Raw genomic sequence first — 14,101 nt, 5'->3', positions numbered from 1 at the left:
TGTCAACATCCCTGGGTTCAGCAACACTTTTCCTCGGCTGTCAGCCGACCCTATCCATGAGGGTTAGCTGTAAAATAGAGCCTCTTTACTCCACTTTACCCGCACCCTGCTGGGCTGGCGTAAGCAACATATCGCGATGTAGGAGGGCGCTGCCACGTACTGGCCTATAAACACCCCTGACACCACCATGCAGAGCAAACCCTTATTGCGGTGCTCAATGCCTCAAACAATGAAGCAACAGTAAGGCTGAACCTGTCCTCTGCGGTAAAATCCTCTCCGCTTCAGCACATGGCCGATTCCATACCCGAAAACCATAGGGTGCTGAAGCTTCTCCCTTAGCAAGCATGGGCCGGTGAATTGGTTCGCAGCTGACTAATTTAGGTTTGCCTCATACTTGTTGCGCGTTAGGTATTGAAAAACAGGTCATACTTATACCGACACTATTCCTAAATAGGCGTGAAAAACGCCAATTACGTTGGTCGTCTGAAGAAATGTCGCTTAAAGGAGTAAGTCATGACAGATCCTGTTGTATCCAATAACAAACCGATTAAAGTCGAGCTCGAAAAAGGTAAAGAATATTACTATTGCCGCTGCGGACGCTCGAAAAAACAACCCTATTGTGACGGCTCTCATGCCGGGACGGAATTCACGCCTCTGGCCTACAAGGCCGACAAAGATGGCGAAGCTTGGTTCTGCGCCTGCAAACACACTGGAAATGAGCCTTTCTGCGATGGAACCCACACCCGCTATGCGGATACGGATGTCGGAAAAGAAATGCCGTCGGTTCAAAGAGAAAGCGCTTCCCCCGCGCCAATAGCGACCAAGGAAGAACCTTATGTTGAGCTGATCCACCAGCTCGCAAAAGAAGGGCTGGAAAAATTTGGTCACCACGGGCCAATGACCTCCATGGGCGTGCCACGCTACCAACTCCCAACCTGGGACGATATCCAGATCATGGTGGCGCAAATGGCGACTAAACCACTCCTGGATGACGCTTCTATCGGCACTGAGATTATTGTTGGCCCACGTGCGAAGAAGCCACTGAAACTCGACACGCCGCTGTTTGTGTCTGACATGAGTTTTGGTGCGCTGTCAGAAGAAGCCAAAGTTGCGCTGGCAACCGGTGCGGAAAAAGCGGGTACAGGTATTTGTTCAGGTGAAGGCGGCATGCTGCCCGAAGAACACGCAGCGAACGGCCACTATTTCTATGAACTGGCAAGTGCCAAGTTTGGTTTTGAGCTTTCCAAAGTGCGTGATGTTCAGGCGTTCCACTTTAAAGGCGGACAAGGAGCAAAAACAGGGACTGGTGGTCACCTGCCGGGTATCAAAAACCACGGCAAGATTTCGCAGGTGCGCGGGATTCCTGAGGGAAAAGATGCGATTTCACCATCCACCTTCCCAGACCTGAAAACACCCGCGGATTTTGCACGCATCGCAGACGAAGTGCGCCGCGAAAGTGGCGGCATTCCAATTGGTTTTAAACTGAGTGCCAACCATATTGAAGCCGATATAGGCTTTGCGCTGGATGCAGGCGCTGATTACATCATCTTGGATGGGCGTGGTGGCGGCACAGGTGCTGCTCCGATCCTGTTCCGGGATCATATCAGTGTACCCACCATTCCTGCGCTGGCACGCGCAAAGCGCTTCCTGGACGCGCAGGGCGTGAATGACGTTACCTTGATCATTACTGGCGGGCTTCGCGTGCCGAGTGACTTTGTGAAAGCGTTGGCTCTGGGCGCGGACGGTATTGCTCTCTCCAACAGTGCGATGCAAGCGATTGGTTGTGTCGGTGCGCGCATGTGTAATTCCAACATGTGTCCGGCGGGTATTGCGACACAAGATCCAGAACTTCGCAAGCGTCTGAATGTGGAGGCGGCTTCCGAGCGACTCTACAACTTTTTCACCGCATCAACCCATCTGATGCAGGTGATGGCACGCGCTTGTGGCCACGATCATTTGAGTAAATTCACTCACAGCGATCTGGCGACTTTCAATAAGGAAATGGCAGAGCTTTCCGGTATTCACTACTCAGGTACGGGCCCTTCAACACTCTGATTCGCTTCTATTGAGCAAATAATACCAATCACAGTAGGTAGGTGATCAGAAATAGCGCAGGAAAAATGCTCGAGAACAAGGCGAAAGATTTTGATAAGTAGTTATTCTACAATCAAATTTTTCAACGCAGTTATCAAGCATTTTAACAAGCGAGTATGAGCAGATATTTACTACGATTGGTATAAAAAAAGAGGCAGGATTAAAAGTCCTGCCTCTTTCGCGTTTTAAGCCGTTATCCGGCTATTAAGGAGTATGACCAGTGACGGTTTGGTTTCGCACACCACAGAGCGTTTGAAGGCCTTTCCATCGCGATCAAACAGGTGGCAATAATCCGCAGGAAACTCGATACAACGTTTATCACCTGCACGGATATTGGTTTACCCTTCGGTGCGAATCACCACTGGCTCAGCACTTTGCGGGGTGTTGAAGTGCATCAGACACTCGTTACCTAACTGCTCGACAACACTCAGCGCAACACCGCCTTCCTGGATCAAATCTTTCTCGCCGAAACGGATATGCTCAGGACGCATCCCAATCACGCACGGATCCCCGACACGTGCGCCGATCGTGTTGGCTGAGACTTCCACTTCCTGACCACGGTGGCTCTGGACACGGTTCGTCATCTCGCCGGTTTCCACAATAGCCGCTGTCAGAAAGTTCATCTTCGGTGAACCGATAAACCCGCTAAAAAGGTGTTTGCCGGGGGGGTTATAGAGTTCAAGCGGAGAACCCCACCTGCTCAACACGGCCGGCGCCCAGCACCACGATCTTGTTCGCGAGTGTCATCGCTTCCACCTGAACGTGGGTTATATATTTGCAATATGTGGAAATGTGACTGGGGGAACATTCCTGAATGCTGCCGAAATGCTGGACAAAAAAAACGAGCCCGGAGGCTCGTCAAAGGGTTAGCAAATCAATGCATCGGGCGAACCCAGATGCCAATAGGACAAAGGTATCTATTCGTGAATAATCCTAGTTGGCATGGAGGGTTGGGATGTCAGAATTTTGTCAATATAAGGTAAGTTTTTCTAAACACCGGATGCCACTTCATCCAAGACGGCAAGCACCGTACTGTCTAGATGACCGTCATAAACTTGACGGCAAACCTTGCGGCGCACCGCAAGGCCGGAGATCAGGCGCTCGATAGACAGGTGCTTTTCATTCTGTTGGCTGTTGTAAAACTCGATTGTTTTGCTGAGTGTCTCATAAGAGAGGATATCGCCATCCACACGCAAATAGTCCAGCTTATCCATGTAGGACTGGCACTCTTCCGCGATAGTGGCCGCGGGGTGTCCTGTCATGGCAGACAACGCGGTGATGCCGCGTTGCATCGCTTCCTGTGACGTGTACTTCGACAGAGTGATCGTCAACTCATCAGCATTGATTTCAACCAGATGCTTGCGCAATTTGACGCGACGCCCCAGTCGGCCTCCACGTTTTTCCTTACGCTGAATAGGTTCGAACTCCCCGTCAATAATCTCGGAAAGCTGATCAAGGTCTTGCTTGGGCAAGATCTCGTTGCGCAGTGGGTTTGGCATGGTCGGTGCAAGAGATCGTTTCCCTTCGTTGTAGGTTTTAGCACGGGAGAAACGGATCACTTCATCCACGTTGCACTTGATGTCAATGCGATAGTCAGGATGCTTCTTGTCGTCATCCAACCGGTAAAGCGTCAGGTGATAACCATACAAATTCACCGCAAACACCCCGTCGGCGATCGTTTCCTTTTTCGCCATCTTGCGTAGCTCACGGATCAGATCACTCGAAAAACGACGCCATTCGATATTTCTCGCCATTTTCTGGTTCAGATCGCTCAATGTCATGGAATCTTCCAATCGACGCGACATACGGCTTCTGAAGAGGCTATAGAGCTGGAATACCAGCGTATGCTGACGCAAGATCTCAGGCGGGAACAGGAAAAAGTAATCGCGGGTCATCAGCTCTTCGAAGAAAGATGGCTCCCAAACCATGATGTAGAGGTTGGGTTTGATGCGGATTTCTCCATCCTCCCCTTCCCTTGGGGCTTCTTCCGATGCGGTGATCGTGCGGGCGATGAAACGGAAGCGATCACTCTTGAAACCTTCTGGCATATTCTCGCTCAACCACCGGCCAGTCAGTTCATGCAGTTGGAAATCGGTAAATTCGATACGATCGATACTTTCGCGAATCGAATCACGCGCTGGGCCACTGTCTTTCTTACCTCGCAAAGACAGAATATCCGTGATGTAGACTGGTGTTTTGTTGCCCACTTTCTGTGTCTGCAGTTCATAGTTTGGCAGATGATGATCGTGGTATTGCACGGTCAGGGTGAACAATGCAAATAGCGTCATCAGATCATCTACCGTCATGATCGACTTAGAGGATCGCGTTTCGATGATCGCTTTGGTGCCACTGATCGCCACCATAGACTTCTGATAACTTTTCTTGGTACGAGGTGGTGCCAAAGCTTGGTCGATGATGCCTGCCCAGCTCGTGGGTGAGATAAGGATCTGATCCTTTTCATCCGGCATCATTGGAGGCGTCCCTAAACCATGCTCATGCAGCAATTGCTTGTTAACATGGTTCTGCGCCAATGCCTTGGAACGCTTTTGCTTGGCAATGACTTTAGTTTTTTCGGATTGCAGGCCTGCAGAGCCCAACACAGAAATCAGCTGACTGGGATTCACAAATCGATGGAGCATCGTTTTCCCCGCCAGGCCTTCTTCAAACCGGACACCCTGTTGCGTGAAAAGTCCGATTTGAACCGCTGCGCGTAAACGTTGCTGTATAGCTGCCCGTGTTAGTTGACCCTCGGTTGCTTCAACTAATTCGGTAGTAGAAACCAAACCATCTTTTGAAGAAAAGCCACGAAGAGAAATAAGGTTAAGCAGTTCAAGGATACTTTTGGTGACGCCTCTGAAGTGTTCGTACTGAGGAAGCCAATCTACTAATTGGGCATGTACTTCAAACAAATGCCCGTCTTTGTGCGAGCGAGGGGCTGTAATTAGGATTTTTTCAGAGGGACTTGAGGCCATTCGCCACAGCTCCTTGTTAAGCCAAAGTGTTATAAGAATACAGGTAACCGTAATTACGCCATCTTTCCGAAAGATTATAAGAAAAAATAAAAGAATGAAAGATCTTTTTGTTGAGGCTTTTAAACTGATCTTTTTGATTTAAATAGATCTTATTGATTCTATGATCTTATGATCCAGGCGAATAGAATGCTGTAACCCGTTGTTATTAAAGGTTATAAATTTCAGGTGTCTCGAAACGATGATCAGGGCATCCTTGGAAAGATGATCATTAAGGTATTGAAAGCATGATCATTATAAGCCCGAATCAATGATCATCAAAGATTCGAAAGTGTGATCATCGAAAGCCCCAAAGCATGATCATGGTGCTTTCACAATTTATCCACAGCGGATTTTTGGTATTTGGTGAAAACTCGTTGTTTCAGCATTCCTCATCCCCTTTTCCGAGCGGAAAAATGATCAGGGAAACGTGTTTTTGACATCGTTTCATCCTAATTTACCTGTTTAGTACTGATATTGTGCTCCCGGTATACTGGGTATCTGTTCAATTGAACTTACATCAGACGTATTTTAGCCGGGTCGATATATGTGTCCGGTAATCGAAACGATGATCAAGTGAGTGTTTGTGTATTTTGAATGAACATAGGCTATGCCCTTACTTTAGCCATTTAAGGTTTTACCGCTTTGATTTTTTGGATAAAGCCAGTGTTGAAAAGGCATCAGCCGTAATTTGGCGCTATGTTATCATCGTTCCGGTACTTCCTTTTGATGATCAATATGCTGTCTGTTACTTGATCATCTTTTCGATAAATGAGGATCCGATAACCCTACTCCTTGGCGAATTACTCCTCTGATTTTCACCTTGATCATTTTTCCTAATCACGTCTTTGCAGGCGAAAGCATGATCAAGGAAGAATAGAGGATTTACATCATTCTGGTAACGCCCCAGCTTTCATCTTGATCATGTTTTCGAAACGATGATCAAGATGAGGTGTAACAGCGTGGCTCTATCGACTGATATCAGGTATTCAACCTGAAATTTCTCAATACTGATGTTGAAATGACAGAGGCCGTAATTTGAGCTCATCTTATCAGCGTTCCGGTGTTTTTCACTTTATCTTCTTTTTATTTCTGGTTTACATTGTAAAGAGGTGACGCCGTAACACTTTAAATCTGGGTATTTCGACCTGTCGTAAGTCACAAATTATTTGTTCGATTTTTCATCATCTTGACATAAAGTGAGCAAGATCCTAATTGTTTTGCAGTGTGTTCAGCTATTTATTGTGCGTGATGTATTTTGCTGTACAATTTGTTTAATTCTCTTTTATGGCGAAAAGAAAAATGAATAGGGAAAAGACAATAGAAAACTTGCAAACTATTGCAGAGCAAACCAAGCAGGTTCAAGCGGACCGTATTGAAATCGTGATGGAGGAACGTCACGACCAACTGTTCCCACCAATGTCAAAAGCATTGATGGAAACGCGTTCCGGGCTGACGCGTCGAAAGTTAGATGAAGCTATTACCCGTATGGAAGAGGGTGGTCATCAGTTCACGAAGAATAATGCTAACCATTACTCTATTACGTTAGATGAAGCTCACCAAATCATGGAAGCGGCGAAAATTCCGGCTTTCCATGAAGGAAAAGGCGCCGGGTATAAGCCTTGGGTTATCAATATCCAGAACCAGAAAGGCGGCACCGGAAAATCGATGAGTGCCGTTCATATCGCAGCTTGTATGGCGCTGAATCTCGATAAGCGCTACCGTATTTGTCTTATCGACTTAGACCCACAAGGTTCGCTTCGCCTCTTCCTTAACCCTCAAATCAGTATTACCGAGCAGGAAGGGATCTACTCTGCGGTTGACGTGATGTTGGAAAACACACCACAGACTCCTGATAAAGAATTCATGATGAAGAATGTACTGCTACCAACACAGTACCCTAACCTGAAAACGATTGCGGCTTTCCCTGAAGACGCCATGTTTAACGCCGAAGCTTGGCAAAGCCTTGCGACCAATGGCTCGTTGGACATCGTGCAGTTGTTGAAAGAGAAAGTTATTGATGTGATTGCTGATGAGTTTGACATCATCATGATTGATACCGGTCCGCATATCGATCCTCTTGTCTGGAATGCTATGTATGCTTCTAATGCCTTGTTGATCCCTTGTGCAGCAAAGCGTTTAGACTGGGCTTCCACCGTGAACTTCTTCCAACACCTACCTACGGTATATGAAATGTTCCCGGAAGATTGGCCTGGTCTAGAGTTTGTTCGTCTGGTTCCGACTATGTTTGAAGATGACAACAAAAAACAAGTGTCGGTACTGACTGAAATGAACTATCTCCTTGGTGATCAGGTTATGATGGCGACGATTCCAAGAAGCCGTGCATTTGAAACGTGTGCAGATACCTATAGTACCGTGTTTGACCTGACTGCCCAGGACTTCGAGGGCGGGAAAAAGACCCTATCAACGGCGCAGGAAGCGGTTCATCGTGCCGGGCTGGAGTTGGAGCGAGTGCTTCACAGCCATTGGTCGCAGCGAAACCAGGAGTGATAAATGGCCATTAAAACGTCAGAATTGAATGCGCGCTTGTTTGGTAAAGCGGATAAACGTCGCGCGACCTCGGCTCAGGAAGCGCAAAAAGCCGCTTCTGATAAAGCAGCGGTGATCGAACTTTCTGTAGCTGGTGAAGCCACTGTGGAATTTGAACTGGTGCGTGTGGCAGCAGCGGATGTTGCTGACCGCACATCCGTGTTCTCGGAAAACGCCCGTGAGCAATCTTTCCTAAATGAACTCGCCCTGCAAGATATTCTCACCACGTTGAAAGCTCGTGGTCAGCAATATCCTGCTGTCGGTCGTTGGCTGGAAGACGATAAGATTGAAGTACTGGACGGTAGCCGCCGCCGAATGTCCTGTATTCTCGCCAAGCAAGACTTCCTGATTTATGTCGCTAAAGGCATCAACAGCAAGCATGCGAAATTCCTGTCAGATGTCGCCAATGCACACAAACCGCTGTCGCTTTATGAGCGTGGTAAAGAGATGCAGGCCATGCTAGATCGCGGCGATGTGCTCGATCAGAAAGAGTTGGCGAAAGTTTGTCAGTGCAGCGAAGCACTGGTCAGTGGCGCTCTGAAAGCGGCAGCATTGCCTCTATCACTGCTACAAGCTTACCCAAGTGTTGCTGAGCTGGGCCGCCCAACCATTGTTAAGCTGCACAAGTTATACTTCTCTCTGACTGATGATGAAAAGAAGGCATTGGACGATAAGTTCGAAGGCACGCCGATTTGGCAGACAGTTGAAGCGACAGGTGTGAGCCGAATTACCCGAGAGGTAACAATTGTACTTGAGCAGTGGTGTGATTCTCTCAAGCCAAAAACAGTAAAACCTGAAGCACCTACTATCGACCTAATCAAGGGTCGTGCAAGCTATCGTCGTAAAGGTGATGCGATTGCAATTAACCTTAAAAAGCTAAAAGACGAAGATGCTGATGCTATTCTGGCATTTATCAAGTCGCGCCTAGCTTGAGTTGAATGATAGTAAACGCGCCGTCGGGCGCGTTTTTTCTTTCTGGGATTTAAAACGCCTAGTCCCTAATTCTTTCTCTCCCCCTTGCTATTTCCGTTATCATTGATGGATATCCATTGATGAACGAAAAGATTGTGACTGTTGACCCTCTTCAAATACTCCATAGCCTGAAAGACAAAGCCAAATCCGGTTTTGTAAGATATCCCGTATTCGTATCTGGCGATGATGCATTTCTTCAAAATATTTTCTTTGCGGGCGATGTACATGCCGTGGTCAGTGATTCGCTCTGTGGTAGTCATATACTCCCTTGGAATAAGGTCCGCCAATTGCTGGGGAAAGGGATAGGGACAGTAGCTCTCGATCTGCGAACGGTTGTTGACGTCGACAAACTCTGTGTTGTTGCAGGTAGTGTTAGAGGCGGAGAGCTATTGTTTTTGATTGTGGACGAAAGGAGATTTCCAGAAAGTCATTTTTATCAACGTTTCCTCCGTTTGGGGGATAACTCTGCAGCAGCATTTCTGCGTCAAGAAGGCCACTCTTCCTTGCCAACAGTCGACGTTGCCAACGTTGAAACTCAAATAAGGGTGCAGACAACAGGAGCAACCAAATCCCAACACACTGCGATAGCAGCTATAAAGAAAGTATTGAGTGGCCACCGGCGTCGGCCCGCTCTATTAGTCGCGGATCGAGGGCGGGGTAAATCATCCGCAATGGGTATGGCTGCTGCAGAGGTGATGCTCCAATCCCAAAAACAAATAATCGTCACTTCTCCTCATTTTTCTAATGTCGAAACGCTTTTTTCCCATGCAGCAGACTGCGGAGATTTGATTAAAAAAGGGCGTTTTTCATTATTGGCAGATAACGGCAGTGAACTCTCCTTTGTCGCGCCTGATGCGTTGCTTCGGGATAAACCTCATTGTGAGCTTCTGCTTGTTGATGAAGCAGCGGCTATTCCACTTCCGATGTTATCTAAAATGCTCAAGGCCTATAGCCGTATCGCGTTTTCTTCCACTGAGCATGGTTATGAGGGAACAGGCCGTGCATTCAGTCATCGATTTAGAGCGTTACTTAATACTGAGGCTAAAGGCTGGCAGGAAGTTGTCTTAACTGAGGCGGTTCGTTGGGCTGAAAATGATCCCTTGGAGTCTTGGCTGTTTAAGGCATTTTTGTTTGATGCGGAACCTTTGGTTCCTGAAAATAACGAAAGGACTATCAAAGTTAAGCCAATTAACGCTAGAAAGCTTTCGATCGATGAAGACGGGTTAAGGCAACTTTTTTCACTGCTGGTGACAGCACACTATCAGACTTCACCCAATGATTTAGTCCAGTTGTTGGATGGACTAAATCAACGCTTGCTTGGCGCATACTGTGATGGCGTCTTGGTCGGGGCATTATTGGCAGCGAAAGAAGGTGAATTCGATATAGACCTGGCCAAAGCAGTTGTTAAAGGAAAACGCAGACTCAAAGGACACCTGCTAGCGCAAAGTCTCGCTTCCCATACTGGTAATGTAGAGGTTCTGGAAAAACCTCTACTTAGAATTGTACGTATCGCTGTGTTACCGGAATTTAGGAAAAAGGGGATTGGCACGCAGTTGGTTGGCGCATTTGAGAAAGCGGCTGGGGAGGAGAGTATTAATATTGTGGGAACCAGTTTTGGTGCCAACAAAGAGCTTTGGCAATTTTGGTCCTCTTTGGGTTATCAGCCTTTACGGTTGGGGGTTCAGCGCGACTCTGCAAGTGGCACTTATTCGCTTCAACTTGGCAAACACATTCAAGGTAAACCTGATTGGTTTGATGGAATTCAACACCTGTTCTATCTCAACTTTAAGCACCAGATGTGCGAGCAGTTTTCAGATATGGACACAGAACTGGTTGCAGCATTGCTGGCAGGCTCAGATGCAGCGAGTCCGCCTTCAGTTTTTGCTCTTCACCAGGTTGACCTTTTTGCACAAGGTAGTCTGGGATACGATTTGGTGACAGGCAGTTTATGGCATTGGTTCATTCACAGGCTTGCTACAAGGATGACACAGAATATGTCCAACGATATAGGCTCGCTAATGATTTCGCGTCTTCTCCAGCGACAGTCATGGGCAGAAGTCTCAGAGAGATATGGATTTCACGGACGCAAAGATACGGAAGCAGCCATGCGTGACTGGATTCGACAGCAGTTGGAAAAATAAGGACATACAATGAAACTTGTCGTAGATACTCACACACACACTGTCGCCAGCGGTCATGCCTACAGCACAATTTTGGAAAACGCGGCACAGGCCAAATCTGTTGGCTTAAGTCATCTGTGTGTGACCGATCATGCCAGTACTATGCCAGGCGCTCCTCATCATTGGCATTTTGTTAATCAACGTGTGATTCCTGATTTGCTATCCAGCGTTCGGATTATTCGCGGTGTTGAGACCAATATTATGAATACCGATGGGGAACTGGATATGCCGACCTATGTGTATGCTGGGATGGAATGGGTCAATGCAAGTTTACATGAAGCAGTTTTTCGTGCTCTGTCCAAAGAGGAGCACACTCAAGCGATGATTGGTGCAATCGAATCCCAATTGATTGATGCTATTGCCCATCCTGGTAACCCTAATTATCCGATTGACGCGGAAGCTGTTGTCGCTTCGGCGGTCAAACATGGTGTCGCGATTGAGCTCAATAACTCGTCTTTAAACGGCTCAAGGAAAGGCAGCGAACCGTATTGCCTAGCGATAGCTGAGCTTGCAAGAGATATGGGAGCTTATGTCACCACGGGGTCTGATGCTCACTTTGCCAGTGATATTGGTAATCTATCAAGCGTGCTTACAATGATTGAAAAAGTCGGTCTTTCAGAGGAGCAAGTTATCACGTCAGGAGCAGTGCGTTTTGAGACGTTTCAACGTCGTCGATTTGCAATCAGGCAAAGGCGTGTCGAAGAACTCGCCCAGTGAACGTAAATTTACACTGTAAATGAACATGGAAATTCGCAGTAAATTGGATAAAGATTATCTAATATTCAATACATGGAATTTGTTGAATCATAAATATACTTTTATCTCTGCTGCTGAGAGTAACGAAGTACTGTTGCGGCTGTGAGTGGTTAGCTATCGCAGTAAGAGGAGAATCCGTTACCGGGGAGGCAGTACAATGAATGACTATGAAAAGCTCTGCGATACCCTGATTGAGAGATCTGGGGGAGAAGCTGAGTGTAAACGCTTTCAGGAGAGAATTGAACTAGGAGGCGGGGGGATCCTTGCACGTCTACATGCCACCTTACATCCGATGGCAGAGCACGACGAAGAAGATTTCGGGCACCCAGTTGTTATCCGCGATATCAGTCGTAGTGGAATGGGCTTAATAACGTCAGAAAACATTGCTCTTGAAGTAAACTATTTTCTGAAAGTCGTTGATATCCCATCATTAAAAGGTTCGTTAATCTACTGTAACGATGAAGCCGATGGAAAGTTTCGTTACGGCTTTAGTTTAGATGAATGGCTATCTGATGAAGAACATCAGATGTTGTCTCCATAGATTATGAAAGCGCTAACTCACTGATTTAAAAGCACACTAAATATGTGTGTTTTTTGTCTATCATAAGCTTGAACTAAACTTTGACGAGAGCGAGGGCATAATGCCTAAAAATTCTCTATAATTCATTTATATGACATGGATATCTTAATTGAGTCGGGACTCATTAATTTAATGAGATCTGATTCTAACTTGAGTGTTGTGGTGTTTCTTTTGAAGTGTATCATCTAGGTAGAATGTATCCGTGACATTCGTTCATAGATTTAATGTATTTATTTAGGGGATTACATGCTGCAACAGCTTTTGCGGCTATCTAACGATGGTCGCAGGGTATACATGACTGTAGTACCGAAGGAAGAACAAGACGCACCCCAGATCGAAAAAAAGCATATTGTCGATTGGCTGGTACAAAATAAAGTAGCCAGTTTTTTCCGCTTTGAGAAAACCATAGAAACTGTGTTGGACAAAATCAACGCTTCTAACGATGAGTGGAAAGGGGAGCCTGACGACGTTGTTATCGCTGAACTCCGCGATGCCTCGGTTACTGCGCGTTTTGACGATGAAAAAATGACAGCCTTCCTTCGTGTCAACGGTGCTTGCGGCGGCAATCCAATAAAAGGCAATGATCTTCTGGCGGCACTAAAAGCGTCTCAAATTGTACGCGGCGTAAAGAAGCAAACACTTCAAAAACTTCTCTCTGCATCAGCGCGACTAAAACCTGGGGAATACCTCGAAGTGCCTATCGCCAGCGGTAAATGGCCGATACCTGGTGATGACTCCAAACTGGCTTACTTAGTGAAGGACAGCAAATCCCGAGTGCTTCGTCCTCAAGAGCGAGAAGATGGCACTGTCGATATGCGCGATTTGGGCAAGATGGTCACCGTTAAGGAAGGACAGCCCCTCGCAAAACGTATCCCGCCAACAAAAGGGATTGAAGGGTTTCGTGTGACAGGCGAAATCCTCCCAACCACACCAGGCAACGATATCCCTCTTCAGCTTTATTCCGGTAGTAAATTCAGCAACAACGACGAGAACGTGATTATTGCGGAAGTTGCCGGTCTACCCATGCTGCATCCCGACGGCGTCGAAGTGGATAATGCGCTTTGCATAAAGGATGTTACCGTTGCCACCGGACATATCGACTTTGAGGGCAGTGTTGTCATCAACGGGGATGTCAACGCCGGAATGAAAGTGAATGCCACAGGCTCGATCACTGTTGGTGGTGTCGTGGAGTCTGCCTCGTTGACTGCGGGTGGTGACATTATTATTCACAACGGGTTACTAGGCAGGCAAGTCCAGTCTGAACAGGAAATATCTACCAGTCTGAAAGCCAATGGCTCGGTGATTGCCAAATTTGCACAATACGCCCGAATTGAAGCAAAAGGCGACATCACGATCAGCCAGCATGCGATGCATTGCCGTACCTTTACAGAAAATGATCTTGTTGTATGTGATGAATATAAACGAAACGGTACCCTAACGGGAGGAACGCATGTCGCCCAGCGAGGCGTGAGGGTCGTGACGTTAGGCGCAGCATCGGGTGTTCATACCAATGTTCATGCATTTACTGGGCTCAGTGAACTGATGGGAGACACCATTAATCTCTCTAAAGAGCTGGACCATGAGCACGAGCAATTGATGAAGGTGAAAGATGCAGAAATGAAATTACTGCAGCAGCCAGCTAACAAGCGTCCAGATGAGCTAATCGAACGTCTTGCATGGACGAAAACACACCACTTTGAACGAATAGCTGAAATCAAAACTAAGATGGAAAGCAGCTCATCTGAGCTGAGTACACTCTATCGGCGCTATGTAATTGAAGTATATAAAAACTGTTTCCCTGGTGTTTATTGCCAGATAGGTGATACCTCTACCAATTTGGTTAACGAGTACGGTGCATGCAAATTTGTCACCAACGGTAAAGAAGTGACCATCGAAAAATCTTCCTCTTGATGCTGCGCCAGACAGGCCGTTGTCATTTACACTGTAAAATGACATGACAA

The 14,101-nt window shown here is 46.9% G+C and carries 9 protein-coding genes; 7 read left to right on the top strand and 2 right to left on the bottom strand.

The window, feature by feature from the left end; all coding sequences use genetic code 11:
• Positions 1–513 precede the first annotated feature (513 nt).
• Positions 514–2,055, top strand: coding sequence for a glutamate synthase-related protein (locus VP504_RS19990; protein ID WP_325895140.1), 1,542 nt, complete (start codon positions 514–516; stop codon positions 2,053–2,055).
• A gap of 377 nt (positions 2,056–2,432) precedes the next feature.
• Here VP504_RS19990 and VP504_RS25635 read toward each other — a convergent pair whose 3' ends face one another.
• Positions 2,433–2,717, bottom strand: coding sequence for a hypothetical protein (locus VP504_RS25635; RefSeq protein ID WP_442788930.1), 285 nt, complete (start codon positions 2,715–2,717; stop codon positions 2,433–2,435).
• A 366-nt stretch (positions 2,718–3,083) separates the two neighbouring features.
• Entirely contained in the window at positions 3,084–5,066 is a 1,983-nt protein-coding gene (locus VP504_RS19980; protein WP_325895139.1) for a replication initiator protein RctB domain-containing protein, read from the bottom strand.
• A 1,338-nt stretch (positions 5,067–6,404) separates the two neighbouring features.
• Between VP504_RS19980 and VP504_RS19975 the strand changes: the two genes are divergently transcribed.
• The 6 genes from VP504_RS19975 to VP504_RS19950 all read left to right on the top strand — a co-directional run bounded on the left by VP504_RS19975 (position 6,405) and on the right by VP504_RS19950 (position 14,051).
• Positions 6,405–7,613 (top strand): AAA family ATPase, encoded by a 1,209-nt coding sequence (locus VP504_RS19975; RefSeq protein ID WP_062713964.1) that lies wholly within the window; start codon positions 6,405–6,407, stop codon positions 7,611–7,613.
• 3 nt (positions 7,614–7,616) lie between these two features.
• A complete protein-coding gene (locus VP504_RS19970; protein ID WP_325895138.1) occupies positions 7,617–8,585 on the top strand; it encodes a ParB/RepB/Spo0J family partition protein in 969 nt (322 codons plus the stop codon).
• A gap of 119 nt (positions 8,586–8,704) precedes the next feature.
• On the top strand, positions 8,705–10,765 hold the full coding sequence (locus tag VP504_RS19965) for a GNAT family N-acetyltransferase (RefSeq protein WP_325895137.1): 2,061 nt from the start codon (positions 8,705–8,707) through the stop codon (positions 10,763–10,765).
• 9 nt (positions 10,766–10,774) lie between these two features.
• Positions 10,775–11,521: a phosphatase gene (locus VP504_RS19960; protein WP_325895136.1), complete on the top strand. Its 747-nt coding sequence runs from the start codon at positions 10,775–10,777 to the stop codon at positions 11,519–11,521.
• Between the two features lie 196 nt (positions 11,522–11,717).
• Positions 11,718–12,101 carry a PilZ domain-containing protein gene (locus VP504_RS19955; protein WP_062713956.1) on the top strand — a complete coding sequence of 128 codons (384 nt, stop codon included), beginning with the start codon at positions 11,718–11,720 and terminating at the stop codon, positions 12,099–12,101.
• 285 nt (positions 12,102–12,386) lie between these two features.
• Positions 12,387–14,051: a DUF342 domain-containing protein gene (locus VP504_RS19950; protein WP_325895135.1), complete on the top strand. Its 1,665-nt coding sequence runs from the start codon at positions 12,387–12,389 to the stop codon at positions 14,049–14,051.
• Positions 14,052–14,101: the final 50 nt, after the last annotated feature.

This window comes from Grimontia sp. NTOU-MAR1 (assembly GCF_035758505.1).
Taxonomy (GTDB): Bacteria; Pseudomonadota; Gammaproteobacteria; order Enterobacterales; family Vibrionaceae; genus Enterovibrio; species Enterovibrio marinus.
The sequence above is the reverse complement of the archived record's forward strand: the minus strand, read 5'-3'. Positions and strand labels throughout refer to the sequence as shown.

What these genes read in the sequence shown, in the direction of transcription:
- VP504_RS19990 (WP_325895140.1), top strand. Translation starts at nt 514, where the DNA reads ATGACAGATCCTGTTGTATCCAATAACAAACCGATTAAAGTCGAGCTC.
- VP504_RS25635 (WP_442788930.1), bottom strand. Translation starts at nt 2,717, where the DNA reads ATGAACTTTCTGACAGCGGCTATTGTGGAAACCGGCGAGATGACGAAC.
- VP504_RS19980 (WP_325895139.1), bottom strand. Translation starts at nt 5,066, where the DNA reads ATGGCCTCAAGTCCCTCTGAAAAAATCCTAATTACAGCCCCTCGCTCG.
- VP504_RS19975 (WP_062713964.1), top strand. Translation starts at nt 6,405, where the DNA reads ATGAATAGGGAAAAGACAATAGAAAACTTGCAAACTATTGCAGAGCAA.
- VP504_RS19970 (WP_325895138.1), top strand. Translation starts at nt 7,617, where the DNA reads ATGGCCATTAAAACGTCAGAATTGAATGCGCGCTTGTTTGGTAAAGCG.
- VP504_RS19965 (WP_325895137.1), top strand. Translation starts at nt 8,705, where the DNA reads ATGAACGAAAAGATTGTGACTGTTGACCCTCTTCAAATACTCCATAGC.
- VP504_RS19960 (WP_325895136.1), top strand. Translation starts at nt 10,775, where the DNA reads ATGAAACTTGTCGTAGATACTCACACACACACTGTCGCCAGCGGTCAT.
- VP504_RS19955 (WP_062713956.1), top strand. Translation starts at nt 11,718, where the DNA reads ATGAATGACTATGAAAAGCTCTGCGATACCCTGATTGAGAGATCTGGG.
- VP504_RS19950 (WP_325895135.1), top strand. Translation starts at nt 12,387, where the DNA reads ATGCTGCAACAGCTTTTGCGGCTATCTAACGATGGTCGCAGGGTATAC.